The following is a 22428-nucleotide window of genomic DNA, read 5'->3' as shown; positions in this document are numbered from 1 at the left end:
CTGCTTTGCCCGCGACCTTCGCCCTGGATATAACCCATAAACGACAATGCCCCTATCAACCGATAGAGGCATTGTCTTCAACTCACCCTCGGACTGCTAGGTTTTCACACAGTCTGCCGGGGAGCGCCTTTTTCTTGGGTATAAAAAACCGGCTGAAGCCGGTTTTTCATTGGGGTCGCGGTCAGCGCTTGAGCGATGCCGACAGATGCGGCTGAATCGCGGTCAGCACGGCTTTGAAGCATTTGGTATTGCCGGCGACGATCTGGCCCTTCTCGAGGAATTCGTGGCCACCGCTGAAGTCGCTGACCAGGCCGCCCGCTTCCTGGATCAGCAGGGCGCCAGCGGCCATGTCCCATTCGGACAGGCCGAACTCCCAGAATGCGTCGAAGCGACCGGCAGCCACGTAAGCCAGGTCGAGGCTGGCAGCGCCGGCGCGGCGTACGCCTGCGGTCTGGCCGACCAGGCTGCGGAACATGCCCAGGTAATTCTCGAGGTTGTCGAGCTGGTCGTTGCGGAACGGAAAGCCGGTGCCGAGCAGGGCGCCGTCCAGGCTCTTGCGGTTGCTGACGCGCAGGCGGCGACCGTTGAGGGCGGCGCCGCGGCCGCGGCTGGCGGTGAATTCTTCCTGGCGAACCGGATCGATGATCACGGCGTGTTCCAGGCGGCCGCGGTATTTGCAGGCCAGGCTGACGGCGAAATGCGGAACGCCGCGCACGAAGTTGGTTGTGCCGTCGAGCGGGTCGATGATCCACTGGTAGTCGGCGCCTTCGCCGCTGCCTTCGAGCAAGCCGCCTTCCTCGCCGAGGAAGCTGTGCGTCGGGTAGGCCTTGCGCAGGGCCTGGACGATCATCAACTCGGCCGAGCGGTCAATCTCGGTCACGTAGTCCTTGGCGTCCTTTTCATCTACGGAGATGACGTCCAGGCGTTCGATTGAGCGGAAGATCATTTCACCGGCGCTACGGGCTGCGCGCAGCGCGATGTTCAGCATGGGCTGCATGGAAGTTCACCTGGAGTCGTAATAAAGCCGGCCATTCTAGCAGAAAAGCCCGTCGCATGAAGTGCCGTCCGTGTCCTGCATGACACAAAGGAGGGTGCTTCTGTAAGATTTGTCACCTCATTTATCCGATGCGGGCGTCTACCTTGCTGCAGAACATTCGAGTGGTACTGGTCAACACCAGTCATCCCGGCAATATCGGCGGGGTGGCCAGGGCCATGAAAAACATGGGGTTGTCGCGTCTGGTGCTGGTCGAGCCGCGCCAGTTTCCGAGCGAGGAGGCCGTTGCGCGGGCTTCCGGCGCCACCGACATTCTCGAAGCCGCCGAAGTCGTGTCCTGCCTCGAGGATGCCCTGGTTGGTTGCAGCCTGGCCTTTGGGACCAGTGCGCGGGAACGACGTATTCCCTGGCCGTTGATCGATCCGCGCGAGTGCGGCATGGCGGCCGTGCAGAAGGCTGCCGAAGGCGGTGAAGTGGCGCTGGTATTCGGTCGTGAGCACGCGGGCCTGACCAACGAGGAGTTGCAGCGCTGTCATTTTCACGTGCACATCCCTTCCGATCCAGCCTTCAGTTCGCTGAACCTGGCAGCGGCCGTGCAGGTGCTGACCTACGAGGTGCGCATGGCGGTCCTGGCCCGTGAGAACGCATCGGTCGCGCCTCGCCAGGAGACCGTTGTCGAGGAGGGCGATCAGCCGGTGACGGCGGACGAGATGGAATCCTTCTATGGGCATCTGGAGAAGTCGCTGGTGGAAATCGGTTTTCTCGATCCCGCCAGCCCGCGGCACCTGATGAGTCGCTTGCGTCGCCTGTATGGGCGCGCCGAGGTGACTCGGCTGGAAATGAATATCTTGCGCGGCGTCCTGACCGAAACCCTCAAGGCGGCGCGCGGTGAGCACCACAAACGGGGAAAGACTGATGTTTGAGCGCATGCGGGAAGATATCCAGGGTGTTTTTCATCGTGATCCGGCGGCGCGCAACGCGTTCGAAGTGGTCACCTGTTACCCCGGGCTGCATGCGGTGTGGCTGCACCGTGCGGCGCACGCGCTATGGACTTCCGGTTGGAAGTGGTTGGCGCGTGGCGTGTCGAATTTCAGTCGCTGGCTGACCGGCATCGAGATTCACCCAGGTGCAGTGATCGGTCGGCGGTTCTTCATCGATCACGGCATGGGTATCGTCATTGGCGAGACCGCCGAAATCGGTGACGACGTGACGCTCTATCAGGGCGTGACCTTGGGCGGCACCAGCTGGAACAAGGGCAAACGCCATCCGACGCTCGAGGATGGCGTGGTGGTCGGTGCCGGTGCCAAGGTGCTCGGCCCGTTCACCGTAGGTGCGGGCGCCAAGATCGGCTCCAATGCGGTGGTCACCAAAGCGGTGCCGACAGGGGCGACCGCGGTCGGCATCCCGGCCAAGATCATCGTCAAGGATGATGACGGGCTCGAAGCGCAGCGCCAGGCCATCGCCGACAAGCTGGGCTTCGATGCCTACGGGGTCAGCCAGGACATGCCTGACCCGGTGGCGCGGGCGATCGGTCAGTTGCTCGATCACCTGCATGCGGTCGACAACCGCCTCGAAGGCATTTGCGGTGCGCTGGGCAAGCTGGGCAGTGATTACTGTGCCAAGGATATGCCGCAGTTGCGTGACGAGGATTTCGCTGGCGTCTGCAAGGGGCAGGGCGACAAGCCGGCCGCATGATGCGAGGCGGGCCTGGCTTTGCTATGATCCGCCGCCGCTTTCCGTGGGGAGGGGTCCTAAACCCGAGTGTTTTGGTTGGTCTTATAGTTGACTCAAATACTCGGAAAAGAGGATAATCGCTTCACATTGTGAATCCTTGGTAACCCTTCATGCGACTGACTACCAAAGGCCGATACGCCGTGACTGCCATGCTCGATCTGGCGCTGCATGCGCAGAATGGGCCGGTATCCCTCGCCGATATCTCCGAGCGTCAGGGTATTTCCCTTTCCTATCTCGAGCAGCTGTTCGCCAAGCTTCGTCGCGGAAGCTTGGTTTCCAGCGTGCGCGGGCCTGGTGGTGGTTATCAGCTGTCGCGCAACATGCAGGGTATCCAGGTCGCCGAAGTGATCGATGCGGTCAACGAATCCGTCGATGCCACGCGCTGCCAGGGGCAGGGCGGTTGCCACTCCGGCGACATCTGCCTGACCCACCACCTGTGGTGTGACCTCAGTCAGCAGATTCACGAATTTCTCAGCGGCATCAGCCTGGCCGACCTGGTCACGCGCCGCGAAGTGCAGGAAGTCGCCCAGCGTCAGGATCAGCGTCGCTGCGCCAACAACGGCAGGGCGCACCATCTGGATAAGATTGAAGCGTCCACCGTCGATTGAGAACGCAAGGCGCCGGCCTGATACCTGATTAGGAGATACCGAAAATGAAATTGCCAATCTACATGGATTACTCCGCGACAACGCCGGTCGACCCGCGCGTTGCGCAGAAAATGATCGAATGCCTGACCAATGAAGGCAACTTCGGCAACCCGGCTTCGCGCTCCCACGTCTTCGGCTGGAAAGCCGAGGAAGCGGTCGAGAACGCCCGTCGTCAGGTGGCCGAGCTGGTCAATGCCGACCCGCGCGAAATCGTCTGGACCTCCGGTGCCACCGAGTCCGACAACCTCGCCATCAAAGGTGTCGCGAGCTTCTACGCTAGCAAGGGCAAGCACCTGATCACCTCGAAGATCGAGCACAAGGCTGTTCTGGACACCATGCGCCAGCTCGAGCGTGAAGGGTTCGAGGTCACCTACATCGAGCCCGGTGAGGATGGTCTGATCACTCCGGCCATGGTCGAGGCGGCGCTGCGCGAGGACACCACGCTGGTGTCGATCATGCACGTCAACAACGAAATCGGCACCGTCAACGACATCGCCGCCATCGGTGAGCTGCTGCGCGCTCGTGGCGTGTTCTTCCATGTTGACGCTGCCCAGTCGACCGGCAAGGTCGAGGTCGACCTCGAGAAGCTCAAGGTCGACCTGATGTCCTTCTCGGCGCACAAGACCTATGGCCCGAAAGGCGTCGGCGCCTTGTACGTACGCCGCAAACCACGTATCCGTCTGGAAGCCCAGACCCACGGTGGCGGCCATGAGCGCGGCATGCGTTCCGGTACTCTGGCCACTCACCAGTGCGTCGGCATGGGCGAAGCCTTCCGTATCGCCAAGGAAGAGATGGCCGCCGAGAACGCCAAGGTGTTGGCGCTGCGCGATCGTTTCTTCAAACATGTCGAGGGCCTGGAAGAGCTGTACATCAACGGCAGCATGACTGCCCGCGTACCGCACAACCTGAACCTGAGCTTCAACTACGTCGAGGGCGAGTCGCTGATCATGGCCCTTAAGGATTTGGCGGTATCGTCCGGTTCGGCCTGTACCTCGGCGTCCCTGGAGCCTTCCTACGTACTGCGTGCCCTGGGCCGCAACGACGAACTGGCGCACAGCTCGATTCGCTTCACCTTCGGCCGCTTCACCACCGAAGAGGAAGTCGACTACGCCGCACAGAAGGTCTGCGAGGCCGTTACCAAGCTGCGCGAACTGTCGCCGCTCTGGGATATGTTCAAAGAAGGTGTCGACATTTCCAAGGTGGAATGGGCAGCACACTAAAAGCTGCCGGTGAGCGGCGCCTGATGAAAGAGGATTGATAACATGGCTTACAGCGAAAAGGTCATCGACCACTACGAGAACCCGCGCAACGTCGGCAAGATGAACGCGGAAGACCCGGACGTCGGCACTGGCATGGTCGGCGCGCCGGCCTGCGGCGACGTGATGCGTTTGCAGATCAAGGTCAACGAGCAGGGCGTCATCGAAGATGCCAAGTTCAAGACTTACGGCTGTGGTTCGGCCATCGCTTCCAGCTCCCTGGCCACCGAGTGGATGAAGGGCAAGACGCTGGACGAGGCGGAAACCATCAAGAACACTCAGCTCGCTGAAGAACTGGCGTTGCCGCCGGTGAAGATCCACTGCTCGGTACTTGCCGAGGACGCCATCAAGGCGGCCGTGCGCGACTACAAGCAGAAGAAAGGTTTGCTCTAAGGAGGGTTGTCGATGGCCATCAGCATGACTCAAGCCGCTGCCCAGCATATCCGTCGCTCGCTCGACGGTCGTGGCAAGGGTGAGGGCATCCGCCTCGGGGTTCGTACCACCGGGTGTTCCGGCCTGGCCTACGTGCTGGAGTTTGTCGACGAAACCGCCAGCGAAGATCAGGTGTTCGAAAGCCATGGCGTCAAGGTGATCATCGATCCCAAGAGCCTGGTCTATCTCGACGGTACCGAGCTGGATTTCGTGCGCGAAGGGTTGAACGAAGGCTTCAAGTTCAACAACCCGAACGTGCGCGGTGAATGCGGCTGCGGCGAAAGCTTCAACATCTGATGGAGCGTTCTGGCCCCTGTCACTTCGCCCTGTTCGAATTGCAGCCGAGCTTTCGCCTGGATCTTGATCAGCTCGCCGCCCGTTATCGCGAGCTGGCGCGCAGCGTTCACCCGGATCGTTTCGCCGATGCGCCCGAGCGTGAGCAGCGCCTTGCGCTCGAGCGCTCGGCGAGCCTTAACGAGGCCTACCGCACGCTGAAGAGCGACTCGCAGCGGGCGCGTTATCTGTTGACGATGCGTGGGCCCGAGTTGCCGCTGGAAGTCACCGTGCAGGATCCTGACTTCCTCATGCAGCAGATGCAGTGGCGTGAAGAGCTCGAAGACCTGCAGGACGAAGCCGACCTGGCGGGCGCGGCGGCCTTCAAGGGGCGCCTCAAGGTTGCCCAACAGGCGTTGAACGAACGCTTCGCCGAGGCTTGGGAGGACGATGCGCGCCGAGAAGAGGCCGAACGCCTGATGCGCCGCATGCAGTTTCTCGACAAGCTTTCCCACGAGGTGCGCCAGTTGGAAGAGCGCCTCGACGATTAATGCTCGCGCGGCTGCCGTGGCCGTGCCTGATACCCATATAAGCACCGACTACCTATGGCTTTATTGCAGATTGCTGAGCCCGGCCAGAGCCCCCAACCTCACCAGCGTCGTCTGGCGGTCGGGATCGATCTGGGCACCACCAATTCCCTCGTCGCGGCTGTGCGCAGCGGCGTCAGCGAGCCGCTGCCCGATGCCGAAGGGCGCCTGATTCTGCCGTCGGCCGTGCGCTACCACGCCGATCGCGTCGAAGTGGGCGAGGAGGCTCGCCTCCAGGCTGCCAGCGACCCGTTCAACAGTATTCTCTCGGTCAAGCGCCTGATGGGCCGCGGCCTTGCCGACGTGAAGCAATTGGGTGAGCAACTGCCTTACCGCTTCGTCGCCGGCGAGTCGCACATGCCGTTCATCGACACCGTGCAAGGCCTGAAGAGCCCCGTCGAAGTGTCCGCCGATATCCTCAAGGTGCTGCGTCTGCGTGCCGAAGCGAGCCTGGGTGGCGAATTGGTCGGGGCGGTCATTACCGTGCCGGCCTATTTCGACGATTCCCAGCGCCAGGCTACCAAGGACGCCGCGCGTCTGGCCGGTCTCAGCGTATTGCGCCTGCTCAACGAGCCGACGGCCGCCGCGGTTGCCTATGGTCTCGACCAGAAGGCCGAAGGCGTGGTGGCGATCTATGACCTGGGCGGCGGGACCTTCGATATTTCCATCCTGCGCCTGACTGGCGGCGTATTCGAAGTGCTGGCGACCGGGGGCGACAGTGCCCTGGGCGGCGACGACTTCGACCATGCCATCGCTGGCTGGATCGTCGAGCAGGCCGGCCTGTCGGCCGATATCGCGCCTGGCGCCCAGCGCAGCCTGTTGCAGGCGGCCTGTGCTGCCAAGGAAGCGCTGACCACCGTCGATAGCGTCGAAGTGACCTATGAGCAGTGGCAAGGCGTGCTGTCCCGCACTGATTTCCAGGCGCTGATCGAGCCGATGGTGGCGCGCAGCCTCAAAGCCTGTCGCCGCGCCGTGCGTGACGCCGGTATCGAGGTCGAGGACGTCGGCGCGGTGGTCATGGTCGGCGGCTCCACCCGTGTGCCGCGTGTACGCGAGGCCGTGGGCGAGCTGTTCGGCCGTCAGCCGCTGACCGATATCGATCCGGATCAGGTGGTCGCCATTGGCGCGGCGATCCAGGCCGATGCCCTGGCTGGCAACCGCCGTGCCGATGGTGAGGAGTTGCTGCTGCTCGATGTCATCCCGTTGTCCCTGGGGTTGGAAACCATGGGCGGGCTGATGGAAAAGGTGATTCCGCGTAATACCACCATCCCGGTCGCTCGTGCCCAGGAGTTCACCACTTACAAAGATGGCCAGAGCGCCATGATGATCCATGTGCTGCAGGGCGAGCGCGAGCTGATCAGCGATTGCCGTTCCCTGGCACGCTTCGAGTTGCGCGGCATTCCGCCGATGGTGGCCGGCGCTGCGAAGATTCGCGTGACCTTCCAGGTCGATGCCGACGGTCTGCTCAGCGTCAGTGCCCGCGAACTCGCCTCGGGCGTCGAAGCCAGCATCCAGGTCAAGCCATCCTACGGGCTCACCGACGGTGAAGTCGCGCGTATGCTGCAGGACTCGTTCCAGCATGCCGGTGGCGACAAGGCTGCCCGTGTATTGCGCGAGCAGCAGGTTGACGCGCAGCGTCTGCTCGAAGCGGTCGAGGGTGCCTTGCAGGTCGACGGCGAGCGTTTGCTGGATGCCGAAGAACGCATGGTGATCGACCTGCAGATGCAGGAATTACGTGATTTGTTGACGGGCACCGATGGCTTGGCCATCGAGCAGCAGACCAAACGTCTGTCGCAGGTGACCGATGCCTTTGCCGCCCGGCGCATGAATTCGACGGTAAAAGCCGCGCTGGCCGGGCGCAGCCTGAATGAGATCGAGGAATAAGCGATGCCCGTGGTAACTTTTTTGCCCCACGAGAAATTCTGCCCCGAAGGGCTGGTGGTCGAGGCGCCCTCGGGCACCTCGATCCTGGAGCTGGCCCACGAGCACCATATCGAGATGGAAAGTGCCTGCGGCGGCGTGTGTGCCTGCACCACCTGCCACTGCATCGTGCGCAAGGGGTTCGACTCGCTGAACGAAGCCGACGAGCTCGAAGAGGACTATCTGGACAAGGCCTGGGGGCTGGAGGCGCAGTCGCGTCTGGCCTGCCAGGCGATCGTCGGTGAGCAGGACATCACCGTCGAGATTCCCAAGTACTCGCTCAACCACGCCGCTGAAGCGCCGCACTGATCAGGAAGCCACGACATGAGCCTGAAATGGGTTGATGTGCTCGAAATCGCCATCCAGCTGGCCGACAGCAAGCCGGATGTCGATCCCCGTTATGTCAATTTCGTCCAGCTGCACCGCTGGGTGGTCGAGCTGCCGGAGTTTTCCGACGACCCGCAGCGCGGCGGCGAGAAGGTCCTCGAAGCCATTCAGGCTGCCTGGATCGAAGAAGCGCAGTAAGCCTGGGCCGGATGATGTCCAGCCCTTTTATGCCGAGCAGGTGCCACCTTGGGGCATCGCTCTTATGCTTTTCACTGGAACCCGCGTATAATTCGCGGGTTTAATTTTTGGCTTTAATCCACCGTTTCTGGAGTTTCACATGGCTGTTCAACGTACTTTCTCCATCATCAAGCCGGATGCCGTCGCTAAAAACGTTATCGGCAAGATCACCACCCGCTTCGAAGAAGCTGGCCTGCGCATCGTTGCTTCCAAGCAGCTGCAACTGTCCGAGCGTGAAGCTGCCGGTTTCTACGCCGAGCACAGCGAGCGCGGATTCTTCAAGGATCTGGTCGCTTTCATGACTTCCGGTCCGGTTATCGTTCAGGTTCTCGAGGGCGAGAACGCCATCGCCAAGAACCGCGAGCTGATGGGCGCTACCAACCCGAAAGAAGCGGCTGCCGGTACCCTCCGTGCTGACTTCGCGGTCTCCATCGACGAGAACGCCGTGCACGGTTCCGACTCCGAAGCTTCCGCTGCTCGCGAAATCGCTTACTTCTTCTCCGCTACCGAGATCAACGCCCGCATTCGCTAAGGCGAAGCGTGCGAAGGTGACGTCATGACCGACACGAATGGCAAAATCAACCTGCTGGGCCTGACCCAGCCGGAAATGGAGCAGTTCTTCGACAGCCTCGGAGAGAAGCGCTTTCGTGCCGGTCAGGTCATGAAGTGGATTCACCACTTCGGCGTCGATGATTTCGCCGCCATGACCAACGTCGGCAAGGCCTTGCGCGAGAAGCTCGAGGCCGCTGCCTACATTCGCGGGCCCGAAGTGGTCAGCGAAGACATTTCCTCCGATGGCACGCGCAAGTGGGTCGTGCGCGTGGCGTCGGGCAGCTGCGTGGAGACCGTGTACATTCCCCAGGGCGGGCGTGGCACCCTGTGTGTTTCCTCGCAAGCGGGCTGTGCCCTGGATTGCAGCTTCTGCTCTACGGGCAAGCAAGGCTTCAACAGCGACCTGACCAGCGCCGAGATCATCGGCCAGGTGTGGATCGCCAACAAGTCGTTCGGCAGCGTGCCGGCGAAGATCGACCGTGCCATCACCAACGTGGTGATGATGGGCATGGGCGAGCCGCTGCTGAACTTCGACAACGTCGTTTCCGCCATGAAGATCATGATGGACGACCTGGGCTACGGCATTTCCAAACGCAAGGTCACCTTGTCGACCTCCGGCGTGGTGCCGATGATCGACAAGCTCGCCGAGGTCATCGACGTGTCCCTGGCATTGTCGCTGCACGCACCCAATGATGAGCTGCGCAGCCAACTGGTACCGATCAACAAGAAGTACCCGCTGGACATGCTGCTGGCCGCCTGCAAGCGCTATATTTCCCGCCTCGGCGAGAAACGTGTGCTCACAGTCGAATACACCCTGCTCAAGGATGTGAACGATAAGCTCGAGCATGCCGAGCAGATGGTCGCGCTGCTGGCCGATGTGCCCTGCAAGATCAACCTGATTCCCTTCAACCCGTTCCCCCATTCGGGCTATGAACGTCCGAGCAACAATGCGATTCGCCGCTTCCAGGAACTGCTGCAGAAGGCCGGGCACAACGTCACGGTGCGTACCACCCGTGGTGAAGACATCGATGCTGCCTGCGGGCAACTGGTTGGCCAGGTCATGGACCGCACCCGTCGTAGCGAGCGCTACATCGCCGTGCGCCAGCTGAACGCCGACGCCGATGCAGCGCGTCCCACCGCCAGCCGCAACTGAGAGGATTTCCATGACCGTGCTGCGTTCCCTGCTGTTCTTGTTCAGCGCCAGTCTGCTCACCGCCTGCGTATCGACCGGTGACGTCGACCCGATGAAAACGCCCGAAGGGCGCAAGAAAGCCTACGATTCGTTCGTGCAGCTGGGTATCGGTTATCTGCAGCAGGGCGAGACCGGGCCGGCCAAGGTGCCGCTGAAGAACGCGCTGGACATCGACCCTTCGGGCCCCGACGCCCACGCCGTGCTTGCCCTGGTTTTCCAGCGCGAAATGGAGCCCAAGCTGGCTGATGAACATTTTCGCAAGTCGCTGTCCAAGAACCCCAGGGATGCACGGCTGCTGAACAACTACGGTGGCTTCCTGTTCGAGCAGAAACGCTACAAGGAAGCCATGGAGCGCTACAGCCTGGCCGCCGAGGACAGCCTCTATCCGGAGCGTGCCCGGGTGTTCGAGAACATGGGCATGACCGCCATGATGCTCAATCAGCGTCAGGAAGCCAAAGGCTATTTCGAGCGTTCGTTGCGCCTCGACAGTCGCCAGCCGCGGGCCTTGCTGGAGATGGCCAATCTCTCCTACGAGGATCGCGAATACGTGCCGGCGCGCAGCTATTACGAGAGTTTCAGCGCCATTTCCGAGCAGAACGCCCGCAGCTTGTTGCTGGGCGCGCGCCTGGCCACGATCTTCGAGGATCGTGACCGTGCTGCCAGCCTCGGCCTGCAACTGAAGCGTCTTTATCCCGGTACGCCGGAATATCAGCAATATCTGTCGGAGCAAAGATGAAAGCGGCCCAACCCGAAGTTGCAGCAGCTCATCGCGTCAATCCTGGAGAAGCCCTGCGTGCAGCGCGTGAGAGTCGAGGCTGGTCGGTGGCCGAAGTCGCCACCCAGCTCAACCTCACGCCGATGCGCCTGAATCAGCTGGAAGCTGGCGAGTTCGAGAAGCTGCCAGGCAACACGTTTTCCCGCGGTTACATCCGCGCCTACGCGAAGTTACTGGGCCTGGAGCAGGCGCCCCTGGTGGCTGACTTCGATCAGTTCACCGGCAGCAACGCCACGGGCAGCAGCGTGCATGCGCTGGGCCGGATCGAAGAGCCGACGCGTTACTCGCAAAGCATCCTGCGTCTGGTCAGCTTTCTGCTGCTGCTCGGTGTCGGCGGCGCCTGCTTCTATTGGTGGCAAGACCAGGGTTGGCAGCTCGATGACTTGAAGAGCGTCGGCATGGGCCACGTCGAGGTCGACGGCGCCGATGGCAGCACCCAGATTCATCCGCTCGACGAGCCGGAAGACCAGGCCGTCGCCGAGGCGCAGAACCAGGGTACCGAATTACCATTGCCAGGCGTTTCAGGCGAGCAGGCCGAACAGGCCCCGAGCGAAACGCCGCCGGCCACCGCTACCGAACTGCTGGAACAGAACCCACCAGCCGGCCAGGCCGCGCCTGCCGAGCAGGTTCCCGCTGCACCAGCCGAATCGACTGCACCCGCAGCGCCAGCCGCACCGGCTGCCCAGGCGCCTGCCGCTGCTGCCCAGCCGCAGACCCCGGTGGCGGCTGGCGAAGGCCTGATCAGCGTGAGGTTCACCGCCGATTGCTGGATCCAGGTGACCGATGCCAATGGCAAGGTCGTCGCCAGCGGCCTGAAGCGCAGCGGTGACAGCCTCGACGTCCGTGGCCAGGCACCGATGGAGTTGCGCCTCGGCTTCGCCCGCGGCGCCCAGGTGACCTACAACGGTGCTGCTGTCGATGTGACGCCGCATATCTCCGGTGAAACCGCACGCTTGAAGTTGGGTGGGCAGTAATATGCACGGTGAATCACCGATCAAACGTCGTCTCTCTCGCAAGATCTGGGTCGGTTCGGTACCGGTCGGCGGCGATGCCCCCATTGCCGTACAGAGCATGACCAACACCGATACCAACGATGTGGCCGCCACCGTCGAGCAGATCCGTCGCCTCGAAGCGGCCGGTGCCGACATCGTCCGCGTCTCCGTTCCGGACATGGACGCCGCCGAAGCCTTCGGCCGCATCAAGCAGCAGGTCAACCTGCCGCTGGTGGCCGACATCCACTTCGATTACCTGATCGCGCTGCGCGTGGCCGAGCTGGGCGTCGATTGCCTGCGCATCAACCCCGGTAACATCGGCCGCGAGGATCGCGTCAAGGCGGTGGTCGAGGCGGCGCGCGACAAGGGCATTCCGATTCGCATCGGCGTCAACGCAGGCTCCCTGGAAAAGGACCTGCAGAAGAAATACGGCGAGCCGACGCCCGAGGCGCTCGTCGAGTCGGCCCTGCGTCACGTCGAGCATCTCGACCGCCTGAATTTCCCTGACTTCAAGGTCAGCGTGAAGGCCTCCGACGTGTTCATGGCCGTCGAAGCCTATCGCCTGCTGGCCAAACAGATCGAACAGCCGCTGCACCTGGGCATCACCGAAGCCGGCGGCCTGCGCTCCGGTACCGTGAAGTCCTCGGTAGGCCTGGGCATGCTCTTGGCCGAAGGTATCGGCGATACCATCCGTATCTCCCTGGCGGCCGATCCGGTGGAGGAGATCAAGGTCGGTTTCGATATCCTCAAGTCGCTGCGCCTGCGTTCGCGGGGCATCAACTTCATCGCCTGCCCGAGCTGCTCGCGCCAGAACTTCGACGTGGTCAAGACCATGAACGAGTTGGAAACCCGCGTCGAGGACCTGCTGGTGCCGCTGGACGTCGCGGTGATCGGCTGTGTGGTCAATGGCCCAGGCGAAGCCAAGGAAGCCCATATCGGCCTCACCGGCGGTACGCCGAACAACCTGGTGTACATCGACGGCAAGCCCGCTTCCAAGCTGACCAACACCAACCTGGTGGATGAGCTGGAAAAGCTGATCCGCGAAAAGGCAGCCGAGAAGGCCGCAGCCGATGCGGCTGTGATCGTGCGCGGCTGATCCGTGCTTAAGGAAAACAAGTGAGCAAGTCCCTGCAAGCCATTCGTGGCATGAACGACATCCTGCCGCAGCAGACCCCGGCCTGGCGCTATCTGGAAAGCACCCTGGCGACCTTGCTGGATAGCTATGGTTATCAGGAAATCCGCCTGCCGATCCTCGAGTTCACCGACCTGTTCGCCCGTGGCATCGGCGAGGGCACCGATGTGGTCGACAAGGAGATGTACACCTTTCTCGACCGCAACAACGAATCCCTGACCCTGCGCCCCGAAGGCACCGCCGGCTGCGTGCGCGCCGTGCTCGAGCACGGCCTGACCGGTGGCGGTCAGGTGCAGAAGCTGTGGTACGCGGGCCCGATGTTCCGCTACGAGAAGCCGCAGAAGGGCCGTTATCGCCAGTTCCACCAGATCGGTGTGGAAGTGTTCAACTTGCCCGGCCCGGACATCGACGCCGAGCTGATCACCCTGACCTGGCGCCTGTGGAAGCAGCTCGGCCTGGCCGACGCGGTGACCCTGCAGCTCAACAGCCTGGGCTCCAGTGAAGCCCGCGGCGTGTATCGAGACGCCCTGGTGGCCTATCTGCGCGAGCGCTTCGATCAGCTCGACGAAGACAGCCAGCGCCGCCTGACCACCAACCCGCTGCGCATCCTCGATAGCAAGAATGCCCAGACCCAGGCGCTGCTCGCCGATGCGCCGACGCTGCACGACTATCTGGACGACGAGTCCCGCGTGCACTTCGACGGCCTCAAGGCGCGTCTGGATGCCGTCGGCATCAAATACGAGATCAACCCGAAGCTGGTGCGCGGCTTGGATTACTACGGCCGCACCGTATTCGAGTGGGTGACCGACAAACTCGGTTCCCAAGGCACCGTGTGCGCCGGCGGCCGTTACGACGGCCTGATCACCCAATTCGGCGGCAAGCCGACCCCGGGCGTGGGCTTCGCCATGGGCGTCGAGCGCCTGGTCCTGCTGCTCGAAACCCTGCAGTGCGTGCCCGCCGAATTGAGCCGCCCGGCCGATGCCTTCATCTGCGCCTTCGGCGAAGCGGCCGAGTTGGCTGCACTGGCACTGGCTGAAGGAGTACGTAACCAGGTTCCGGGGCTGCGCCTACTGGTCAATGCCGGCGCTGGCAGCTTCAAGAGCCAGTTCAAGAAGGCCGACAAGAGCGGAGCCCTGTATGCTCTGATTCTCGGTGAGGACGAACTGGCCAAGCGCGTGGTAGGTTGCAAACCTTTGCGCGACGACAGCGAACAACAAAGCATTGCCTGGTCGGATCTTGCCGACCATCTGGCATCCTGCACCCAGCAGGCATGAGCGATTTAGCGATTAAGGAGTATTGGGGTGGCGTTGAACAGCGATGATGATGAACTGGCCGGCCTGAAAGACTGGTGGGATCGTAACGGCAAGCCACTGCTGGCGGGCGGCGCCCTGGCGCTGATCGCGGTATTCGGCTGGCAGGGTTGGCAGAAGTATCAGACCAACCAGGCGCAGGGCGCGTCGATTATCTATCAGCAACTGCTGGAGTCGGCCATGACCCCGAGCGGTCAGCCGGACGCCGCCAAGGTAGCTTCGCTCGCCGGGCAGTTGAAGAAAGACTTCGGCGGCACTCAGTACGCCCAGTACGGCAGCCTGTTCGTGGCCAAGGTCGCGGTCGAGTCCGGCAAGCTGGACGATGCAGCGACCGAGCTGCGCAGCGTGGCCGACAAGCCCGCCAATGAGACCCTGGGCGAGCTCGCTCGTCAGCGTCTGGCTCGCGTGCTGGCTGCCCAGGACAAGGCCGACGATGCGCTCAAACTGCTCGACGGCGACACCGACCAGGCGTTTCTGGCCAGCCGTGAAGAACTCAAGGGCGACCTGCTGGTGAAGCTGGGCCGTACCGACGACGCCCATGCCGCCTATGTGAAAGCCAAGGGCGCGCTGGCTGAAGAAGCTGCCGTCGGTGGTCTGCAGATGAAGATCGACGATCTGGCCAAAGGGGATGCATGACGTGATGCGTTGGAAGAATGCCGCACTGCTGGCCCTGGCCGTCCTGGCCGTGGGTTGCAGCAGCAACAGCAAGAAAGAACTGCCGCCTGCCGAGCTTCCCAAGTTCACCGAGGAAGTGAAACTGCAGCAGGAGTGGAGCCGTTCGATCGGTAAAGGTCAGGGCGACATCTACAACATGCTCGAACCGGTGGTCGATGGCGAGCAGATCTTCGCCGCCGACGTCGAAGGCCTGGTCGTCGCCATGGACCGCACCACTGGCAAGGTGGCCTGGAAGAAGGAACTCGACGTTCCGGTGTCCGGCGCCGTGGCGGCTGGCTATGGCATGGTCGTGGTCGGCACCCTGAAGGGTGAAGTGATCGCCCTGGATTCGTCCAGTGGTGAAGAGAAGTGGCGCGCCCGCGTACCGAGCGAAGTGCTCTCCGCCCCGGCCATCAGCAGCGACACCGTGCTGGTGCAGACCCAGGACGACACCCTCGTCGCACTGGACGCCTACAGCGGTCAGCAACGCTGGATCTTCGAGAACACTCCGGCCGTGCTGACGCTGCGTGGTACCGGCAGCCCGCTGCTGACCAACCAGTTGGCCATCGCCGGCCTGTCCAGCGGCAAGGTCATCGCCCTCGACGCACAGCGCGGCATCCCGGTCTGGGAACAGCGCGTGGCCATTCCCCAGGGGCGTTCCGAACTCGACCGCATCGTGGATATCGACGGCGGCCTGCTGCTCTCCGGTGGCCAGCTGTACGTGGTCACCTACCAGGGCCGCGTCGCGGCGCTGGACCTGCAGAGCGGCCGGGTGATCTGGCAGCGCGAGGCGTCCAGCTCCATGGGCGTGGCGCAGGGCTTCGGTAACGTGTATGTGACCCTGGCCAGCGGTACCGTGGAAAGCATCGACGAGCGTTCGGCGTCGGCACTGTGGACCAACGATGCCCTGGCGCGTCGCCAGTTGTCGGCGCCTGCGGTGTTCTCCAGCTACGTCGCGTTCGGCGATCTGGAAGGCTACCTGCACCTGATCAGCCAGGTCGACGGCCGCTTCGTCGGCCGTACCCGCATCGACAGCGACGGCCTGCGTGCGCGTCCGCTGGTGGTCGGCGACTGGCTGTATGCCTTTGGCAACGGCGGCAAACTGGTGGCCCTGACCATCAAGTGAGCCCCGGCTCCGTTCGTCCGGGAGTACCGGGCGAGCGGAGCAGATAGTGCGAGATTTGCGGCCGCTGCCTGTGCAGCGGCTTTTGTATTTTTTGAAATAACGAAGTGGAGAGCCGAATGGTTCCCGTAATTGCCCTGGTGGGCCGGCCGAACGTCGGCAAATCCACCTTGTTCAACCGCCTGACCCGCACCCGCGACGCGATCGTCGGGGACCTTTCGGGCCTGACCCGCGACCGCCAGTACGGCGAGGCCAAGTGGCAGGGGCGCACCTATATCGTGATCGACACCGGTGGTATCTCCGGTGACGAGGAAGGCATCGACGCCAAGATGGCCGAGCAGTCCCTGCAGGCCATTGAAGAAGCCGATGCCGTGCTGTTCCTGGTCGACGCCCGCGCCGGGTTGTCCGCCTCCGACCAGATGATTGGCGAGCACCTGCGCAAGCGCAACAAGCGCAGCTTCCTGGTGGTCAACAAGGTCGACAACCTCGACCCCGACCTGGCCCGCGCCGAGTTCTCGCCGCTGGGCATGGGCGAAGCCCTGCCGATCGCCGGTGCCCATGGCCGCGGTATCACCCAGATGCTCGAAGCCGCTCTGGGCAGCTTCCCCAAGGATGCCGGCGAGCCGGAAGAAGGCGAGGAGGCCGAAGAGGTCGCCGAGGGCGAGGAAGCCAAGCGCATTCCCGGCCCGAGCGAGAAGGACGGCATCAAGCTGGCCATCATCGGCCGCCCCAACGTCGGCAAGTCGACCCTGGTCAACCGCATGCTCGGTGAGGACCGGGTCATCGTCTACGATCAGGCCGGCACCACCCGCGACAGCATCTACATCCCCTTCGAGCGTGACGACGAGAAGTACACGCTGATCGACACCGCCGGCGTGCGTCGCCGCGGCAAGATCTTCGAGGCGGTGGAAAAGTTCTCGGTGGTCAAGACGCTGCAGGCCATCCAGGACTCCAACGTGGTGGTGTTCGTCATGGATGCCCGCGAAGGGGTGGTCGACCACGACCTCAACCTGCTCGGCTTCGTGCTCGAGAGTGGCCGTGCCCTGGTCATCGCGCTCAACAAATGGGACGGCATGGAGCCCAGCGAGCGCGACTACGTGAAGACCGAGCTGCAGCGCCGGCTGTTCTTCGTCGACTTCGCCGATATCCACTTCATCTCCGCCTTGCACGGCACTGGCGTTGGCCATCTGTACAAGTCGGTGCAGGCCTCGTTCAAGTCGGCGATCACTCGCTGGCCGACCAGCCGCCTGACGCAGATCCTCGAGGATGCGGTGCAGGAGCACCAGCCGCCGCTGGTCAACGGTCGCCGCATCAAGCTGCGTTACGCCCACCTGGGTGGCGCCAATCCGCCGCTGATCGTGATCCACGGCAACCAGGTCGACGCCGTTCCGCGTGCCTACTCCCGTTACCTGGAAAACACCTATCGTCGCGTGCTCAAGCTGGTCGGTACGCCGATCCGTATCGAGTACAAAGGGGGCGAGAACCCTTACGAGGGCAACAAGAACACCCTGACCGACCGCCAGGTGAACAAGAAGCGGCGCCTGATGAGTCACCACAAGAAGGCCGAGAAGAAGCGCAAGGACAAGCGCTGACCGAGCCATTGCCTGAACGAAACAGGGGTAGCTACCGAAAGGAGCTACCCCTGTTTCGTTTCGATTGCCGGAAAGCGGCGGCCGGCCGCTTTCGTCGCTGCGCTAGAACTGCGTGCGCAGGGTTACCGACATGCTGCGCGGGTCACCGTAGATGGCGCCGGCGTAGAAGCCGTAGCGGGTGTAGTAGGTCTTGTCGAACAGGTTGTTGACGTTCAGGGTCACGTCGGTGTCGTCGTTTATGTCGTACTTGGCCATGGCGTTCCAGATCGCGTAGCCGGACCAGTTCACGTTGGTGGCGCTGCGGCTCTGCCCGGTGCTAGGGATGCCGGCGGGGCTGGAGAGCGCGCGAATGTTGCTTTGCGCGCTGACGCCGGTGCCCAGGGTCACGCGATCCAGCATGCCGCTCAGGCGGTAGGTGGTCGAGGCCTTGAACAGGTGCGACGGGTCACTGCGGCCATCGCTGTCCAGGCGGCGGAAGTGCAGGTAGGTATAGCCGCCGTAGACGTTCCAGTTGTCGGTGAGCGCGCCGGCCACCTCGATGTCGATGCCATCGGTTTCCGTGCCACTGCCAGCGACGTAGGCCTGGGCCTGGGACGGCGTCTGGTTGGCACCATCGGTAACCGCCTTGTTGTCCTGCTTGGTGCGGAAGTAGGCGAGCTGGGCGTTCAGGCGGCCGTCCAGCCACTCGCCCTTGATGCCGGTCTCGTAGCTCTGCCCGACGATGGGCTCGACGCGGCTGCCGCTGGTGGTTTCCTCGCTTTGCGGGGTGAACAGGTCGGTGTAGCTGGCGTACAGCGAGTAAGTGTCGTTGAGGTCGTACACCGCGCCCACGTAGGGGGTGACGATGCCCGATTCGCTCTGGCTGGTCTTGACGCCTGCGGCAGTGGCGTTCTTAGTGTGATAGTCGCTGGCCCGCACGCCGAGAATGACCGACAGCGGATCGGTGATGCTCAGGCGAGTGGCGGCGTACATGCCCTGCAGGCGGGTAACGCTCTTGCCATGGCGGCCGGTCTTGCTGGCCGTCATGTACAGGTCGTCGTCGACGCCGTTATGCCAGTCGGTGATCGGCAGTCCGTTGTTGCTGCGGAACTGGCAACCCAAAGCCGGTGCGCTCTGGCGCGTGGCACTGGACATGATGCAGCTGTATTGCGGCGTCCAGCCCACGGTGCGGCTGTCGCTGTAGCCAAACATGGCCTGGTGGCTGCGGCCGAACAGCTCGAACGCGCCGCTCAGGTCGAATTGGGCGGATTGCTGGGTGGTGTCGCTGGAACTGTGCAGCCCGTTGAGCACCATGCCGCTGCCGTCCTGCTCCGGGTAGCCGGTATAGAGCCCGCGGCTGAACTGGTTGACCTTGCCCAAACCGTAGTGATTGAGCGCTTCGGTGACGCTCTGCGCGGCCTTCACGTCCAGCGTCCAGTCCTCGTTGAAGCGGTGGCTGAGCGAGGCGAAGGAGGTGCGCGTCTGGTTCTCGCCGTGGCTCCAGCTCGGCACGAGGTTGGTGCTGCGCGACCAGTCGGTCTTGCTGCCATCGGCGTACCAGATCGGGATGTTAGCGCCCCAGCCACCGCCTACGGTCTTGGTATATTCGTACTGATAGCCGGCGCCCAGGGTGGTGTCGTCGGTGAGGTCGAACTCGAAATTTGCCAGGGCGGCACGGGCACGTTCGGACTGGTGATCACGGAACGAGTTGGCGTCCTCCTGGGTGATCACGAAGCGCGAGCGCAGGCGGCCATCTTCGCTGAGCGGCAGGTTGAGGTCGGCACCCAGGCGCGTCCTGTCCCAGCTGCCATAGGTCAGGTAGGCACTGCCGCCGAATTCCTTGCCGGGGCTTTTGCGGATCAGGTTGACGGTCGCCGACGGGTCGCCGGTACCGCCGAGCAGGCCATTGGCGCCGCGGACGATATCGATGCGTTCGTACATGTCCATGTTCAGCGAGTTGCCGGCACCGCTGAAACCCGAGTCACCGAAGTACTGCAGGCCATCGACCTTCCAGTTGGTGATCTTGTAGCCACGTGCGCGGAAGTCGGTGCGGCCGCCCACCTCGTACTTGCTGGCGGTGACGCCCGGCGTGACGTCCAGCGCCTGTTCGACGTTGCTTATGCCGCGGTCGGTCATCTGCTGACGGGTGATGGTGGTCACGCTCTGCGGCGTCTGCCGGGGCGTCAGTACCATGCCGGTCGAGCTGGTGGTACCGCGCACTGTGTAGCCGAGTTGTTCGGTGGCATCGTCGATGGCGCTGTCTTCGATGCTCATCGCGCCCAGCTCCAGGGCGCCAGCGGGGGCTTCCACCTCCGCGTGACCGAGCGGGCTGAGCAGCAGGCCGCCCAGGCTGATGGTGGCGGCCAGCAATGTGCGTTGCGAGGGAATGCGGGTTTGCGAAGTACGGGGTAGGGGCGTGACGTTCATGATGGCTCGTGGTGGTTGGCATTAATTCTCATATGCATGAGATTTTTGTTACGATTCTAGTACTGCGCTGGCTGCGTAATTTCTTGGTTTGTACGGGCGTGTAATGGAACGTAATGAGGGGCAGGCCCCAAGGGCGCAGGGCATGGAGGCGGCGGCGCAGACCGTGCTGGTGGTGGACGACGATGACGAGATTCTCGAGCTGCTCTGCGAATACCTTAGCGACTCCGGTTACCGCGTATTGGCAGCCGCCGATGGCCGACAGATGTGGTCGCTGCTCGAACAGCACAGCGTGCAACTGCTGATACTCGACCTCATGCTGCCTGGCGAGGACGGCCTAAGTCTGTGCCGTCGCGTGCAGGCGGCGGATGGCCCGGCGGTGATCATGCTCTCGGCCCGTGGCTCGGCGTTGGATCGCGTCGTTGGCCTGGAGGTGGGCGCCGATGATTACCTGGGCAAACCCTTCGAGCCCCGCGAGCTGCTGGCACGGGCCAAGGCGGTATTGCGCCGCGCCGTGCCAGCCCGTGTGGAGACTGCAAGCCAGGGCGACACGCCGATGGTGTTCGCCGGCTACCGCCTCGACCCCGTCAAGCGCACCCTGACTCAGCCCGGCGGCACGGCAATGTTGTTGCCACGCTCCGATTACCGGGTGTTGAGCGAGCTGCTCGGCGCCCGCAACCGCGTGCTGAGCCGCGATCACCTGACCCGCTGTGCGTTCTCCCGACCCCATCTGCCGGACGACCGATCGGTGGACATGTGCGTCAGCCGTCTGCGCCAGTGCTTCAAGGCAGATGACGAGCGCGTGCAGATCCTCACCATCCGCAACGAGGGCTACCTGTTCAGCATCACTGCCAACGATGCAGTGACCTGAAATGTCCGCGTTTCCCGCAGCCACCTGGCTCAAGCGGCTGTGGCCACAGACCCTGTTCGCCCAACTGTTGCTGATCATGGTCTGCGGCGTGGTAGCCATTCAGCTGCTGTCGAGCAGCATCTGGTTCGACGTGCGCTTCGCCCAGGTGCTGGAGGCGCCGGTACGTCTCGCTGCCAGCCGTACGGCGGGGATGATCGAAAGGGGCTGCAGTGTTGGCGGCCCGCTTTCGGCGCCTGCCGGCTACCAGCTGAACTGCCTCGCCAGCGAGCCGCACGTCGACGCGACCGACCGGCGTGGTCTGCGGCGTATCGAGTTGCTGTTGCACCAGGCGTTGCGCCACGAACTGGGGCGCGAGCAGCGGATCCGCTTGCTCGAGGCCCGGCTGACCGACACGCACGGCGAGCCCATCGTCTGGCGCAGCCTGTTCGGCCTGGACACCGCCCAGGCTCATATCCGTTTTGCCGTCGCCCAGGCCGATGGTCGCTGGCTGGAGGTGGATGGCCATGAACAGCAGGGCTGGAGCGGTGAATCGGCCTGGGCGCTGATCGCCGATTACATACTGCGTATCTACGTGCTGCGCATTCTGGCGGTATTGGGCATCTGCTGGCTGGCGGTGCGTCTGTGTCTGCGCCCGCTGCAGCGGCTCAGCGAAGCCGCTCGCGGCCTGGGCGACAACCTGGAGCAGCCGCCGCTGCCGCTGAACGGGCCGCTGGAAGTGCGCGAGGCGGCGCATACCTTCAACGTCATGCAGCAGCGGCTGATCGCCATGATGCGCGACCAGGCGCATTTTCTCGCCGCCGTATCCCACGACCTGCGCACGCCCTTGACGCGCATGCGCCTGCGTATCGAACGCCTGAGCGATGACGAGCAGCGTGAGCGCCTGAAGCACAACATCGCTCAGATGGATGCCATGATCGCCCAGGTGCTCGACTTCCAGCGCGCCGCCGAGCCTGGGGTGGCTGAGCCCGTTGATATCGAGCAACTGGTCACGCAAGTGTGTGGCGAACTGGCAACTGTCGATGAACCATTGCCTATTTCGGGCGACGTTGCACCGATACGCGGCAATTCGATTCTGCTGCAGCGGTGTCTGCAGAACCTGCTGGAAAATGCCCTGCGCTACGCCCGCGGGGTAGAGGTGATACTGGTCGAGCGGGAGCAGGGCGTTGCCATTCGTATCGAGGATCGCGGCCCGGGAATCGAGGCGTCCTTGCTGCCCAGCATCTTCGAGCCCTTCGTGCGGGCGGAGGCCTCACGCAACGCCCGCTCGGGCGGCTATGGGCTCGGCCTGAGCATCGCCCGGCGGATTGCCCTGGCTCACGGTGGCACGCTGCTGCTGGAGAATCGCGCCGGTGGCGGCCTGGCGGCCGATCTGTGGCTGCCAGCCTGCCGGGAATGAAAAGCTTCGGGCACTCCGCGTGGTTTTCG

General features: G+C 63.3%; 23 protein-coding genes. 21 read left to right on the top strand and 2 right to left on the bottom strand.

The window, feature by feature from the left end:
• Positions 1 to 181 precede the first annotated feature (181 nt).
• Complete coding sequence (suhB, locus tag BVH03_RS25255; RefSeq protein ID WP_013792395.1) at positions 182 to 997, bottom strand: inositol-phosphate phosphatase; 816 nt, start codon at positions 995 to 997, stop codon at positions 182 to 184.
• Positions 998 to 1125: 128 nt separating this feature from the next.
• Here suhB and trmJ point away from each other — a divergent pair, with 128 nt between their 5' ends.
• The 19 genes from trmJ (at position 1126) to der (ending at position 17729) form a co-directional block, all read left to right on the top strand.
• Positions 1126 to 1917: a tRNA (cytosine(32)/uridine(32)-2'-O)-methyltransferase TrmJ gene (trmJ, locus tag BVH03_RS25250; RefSeq protein WP_075963746.1), complete on the top strand. Its 792-nt coding sequence runs from the start codon at positions 1126 to 1128 to the stop codon at positions 1915 to 1917.
• Positions 1910 to 2689, top strand: coding sequence for a serine O-acetyltransferase (gene cysE / locus BVH03_RS25245; protein WP_075963745.1), 780 nt, complete (start codon positions 1910 to 1912; stop codon positions 2687 to 2689). The genes trmJ and cysE overlap by 8 nt, the downstream gene beginning before the upstream one ends.
• 149 nt (positions 2690 to 2838) lie before the next feature.
• Positions 2839 to 3336 carry a Fe-S cluster assembly transcriptional regulator IscR gene (gene iscR, locus BVH03_RS25240; protein WP_070887886.1) on the top strand — a complete coding sequence of 166 codons (498 nt, stop codon included), beginning with the start codon at positions 2839 to 2841 and terminating at the stop codon, positions 3334 to 3336.
• Between the two features lie 44 nt (positions 3337 to 3380).
• On the top strand, positions 3381 to 4595 hold the full coding sequence (locus BVH03_RS25235) for an IscS subfamily cysteine desulfurase (protein ID WP_075963744.1): 1215 nt from the start codon (positions 3381 to 3383) through the stop codon (positions 4593 to 4595).
• Between the two features lie 42 nt (positions 4596 to 4637).
• A complete protein-coding gene (iscU, locus tag BVH03_RS25230) occupies positions 4638 to 5024 on the top strand; it encodes a Fe-S cluster assembly scaffold IscU (protein WP_002552476.1) in 387 nt (128 codons plus the stop codon).
• Between the two features lie 12 nt (positions 5025 to 5036).
• Positions 5037 to 5360: an iron-sulfur cluster assembly protein IscA gene (gene iscA / locus BVH03_RS25225; RefSeq protein ID WP_070887884.1), complete on the top strand. Its 324-nt coding sequence runs from the start codon at positions 5037 to 5039 to the stop codon at positions 5358 to 5360.
• Positions 5360 to 5887, top strand: coding sequence for a co-chaperone HscB (gene hscB / locus BVH03_RS25220; RefSeq protein ID WP_075963743.1), 528 nt, complete (start codon positions 5360 to 5362; stop codon positions 5885 to 5887). Before iscA ends, hscB begins: the two co-directional genes overlap by 1 nt.
• A 54-nt stretch (positions 5888 to 5941) precedes the next feature.
• A complete protein-coding gene (gene hscA, locus BVH03_RS25215; protein WP_075963742.1) occupies positions 5942 to 7807 on the top strand; it encodes a Fe-S protein assembly chaperone HscA in 1866 nt (621 codons plus the stop codon).
• A gap of 3 nt (positions 7808 to 7810) precedes the next feature.
• Complete coding sequence (fdx, locus tag BVH03_RS25210) at positions 7811 to 8152, top strand: ISC system 2Fe-2S type ferredoxin (RefSeq protein WP_070887881.1); 342 nt, start codon at positions 7811 to 7813, stop codon at positions 8150 to 8152.
• Between the two features lie 15 nt (positions 8153 to 8167).
• Positions 8168 to 8368 (top strand): Fe-S cluster assembly protein IscX, encoded by a 201-nt coding sequence (gene iscX, locus BVH03_RS25205; RefSeq protein ID WP_013792386.1) that lies wholly within the window; start codon positions 8168 to 8170, stop codon positions 8366 to 8368.
• A 139-nt stretch (positions 8369 to 8507) separates the two neighbouring features.
• Complete coding sequence (gene ndk / locus BVH03_RS25200) at positions 8508 to 8939, top strand: nucleoside-diphosphate kinase (RefSeq protein ID WP_075963741.1); 432 nt, start codon at positions 8508 to 8510, stop codon at positions 8937 to 8939.
• A gap of 24 nt (positions 8940 to 8963) precedes the next feature.
• Positions 8964 to 10112: a 23S rRNA (adenine(2503)-C(2))-methyltransferase RlmN gene (gene rlmN / locus BVH03_RS25195; RefSeq protein WP_075963740.1), complete on the top strand. Its 1149-nt coding sequence runs from the start codon at positions 8964 to 8966 to the stop codon at positions 10110 to 10112.
• 10 nt (positions 10113 to 10122) lie between these two features.
• The gene (gene pilW, locus BVH03_RS25190; RefSeq protein WP_075963739.1) at positions 10123 to 10887 is read left to right on the top strand and encodes a type IV pilus biogenesis/stability protein PilW; all 765 of its coding nucleotides are present in this window, start codon (positions 10123 to 10125) and stop codon (positions 10885 to 10887) included.
• On the top strand, positions 10884 to 11900 hold the full coding sequence (locus BVH03_RS25185; RefSeq protein WP_075963738.1) for a RodZ family helix-turn-helix domain-containing protein: 1017 nt from the start codon (positions 10884 to 10886) through the stop codon (positions 11898 to 11900). The genes pilW and BVH03_RS25185 overlap by 4 nt, the downstream gene beginning before the upstream one ends.
• Position 11901: 1 nt before the next feature.
• Positions 11902 to 13014, top strand: coding sequence for a flavodoxin-dependent (E)-4-hydroxy-3-methylbut-2-enyl-diphosphate synthase (gene ispG, locus BVH03_RS25180; protein WP_075931255.1), 1113 nt, complete (start codon positions 11902 to 11904; stop codon positions 13012 to 13014).
• A 20-nt stretch (positions 13015 to 13034) separates the two neighbouring features.
• Complete coding sequence (gene hisS / locus BVH03_RS25175) at positions 13035 to 14324, top strand: histidine--tRNA ligase (RefSeq protein WP_075963737.1); 1290 nt, start codon at positions 13035 to 13037, stop codon at positions 14322 to 14324.
• A 33-nt stretch (positions 14325 to 14357) separates the two neighbouring features.
• On the top strand, positions 14358 to 14996 hold the full coding sequence (locus tag BVH03_RS25170; protein WP_075963765.1) for a tetratricopeptide repeat protein: 639 nt from the start codon (positions 14358 to 14360) through the stop codon (positions 14994 to 14996).
• Positions 14989 to 16140, top strand: coding sequence for an outer membrane protein assembly factor BamB (bamB, locus tag BVH03_RS25165; RefSeq protein WP_075963736.1), 1152 nt, complete (start codon positions 14989 to 14991; stop codon positions 16138 to 16140). The genes BVH03_RS25170 and bamB overlap by 8 nt, the downstream gene beginning before the upstream one ends.
• Positions 16141 to 16256: 116 nt before the next feature.
• Positions 16257 to 17729, top strand: coding sequence for a ribosome biogenesis GTPase Der (gene der / locus BVH03_RS25160; RefSeq protein ID WP_075963735.1), 1473 nt, complete (start codon positions 16257 to 16259; stop codon positions 17727 to 17729).
• Positions 17730 to 17831: 102 nt separating this feature from the next.
• Here the strand turns inward: der and BVH03_RS25155 are convergent, their stop codons facing one another.
• Positions 17832 to 20135 carry a TonB-dependent siderophore receptor gene (locus BVH03_RS25155; RefSeq protein WP_143486069.1) on the bottom strand — a complete coding sequence of 768 codons (2304 nt, stop codon included), beginning with the start codon at positions 20133 to 20135 and terminating at the stop codon, positions 17832 to 17834.
• Positions 20136 to 20238: 103 nt separating this feature from the next.
• Between BVH03_RS25155 and BVH03_RS25150 the strand changes: the two genes are divergently transcribed.
• Both BVH03_RS25150 and BVH03_RS25145 read left to right on the top strand, forming a co-directional pair.
• On the top strand, positions 20239 to 21003 hold the full coding sequence (locus BVH03_RS25150; protein WP_083640164.1) for a response regulator: 765 nt from the start codon (positions 20239 to 20241) through the stop codon (positions 21001 to 21003).
• Between the two features lies 1 nt (position 21004).
• A complete protein-coding gene (locus BVH03_RS25145) occupies positions 21005 to 22399 on the top strand; it encodes an ATP-binding protein (RefSeq protein ID WP_075963733.1) in 1395 nt (464 codons plus the stop codon).
• The last annotated feature ends 29 nt before the right edge of the window (positions 22400 to 22428 follow it).

The organism is Pseudomonas sp. PA15(2017), assembly GCF_001945395.1.
Classification (GTDB): Bacteria; Pseudomonadota; Gammaproteobacteria; order Pseudomonadales; family Pseudomonadaceae; genus Aquipseudomonas.
This window is presented reverse-complemented; position numbering and strand designations above follow the sequence as displayed.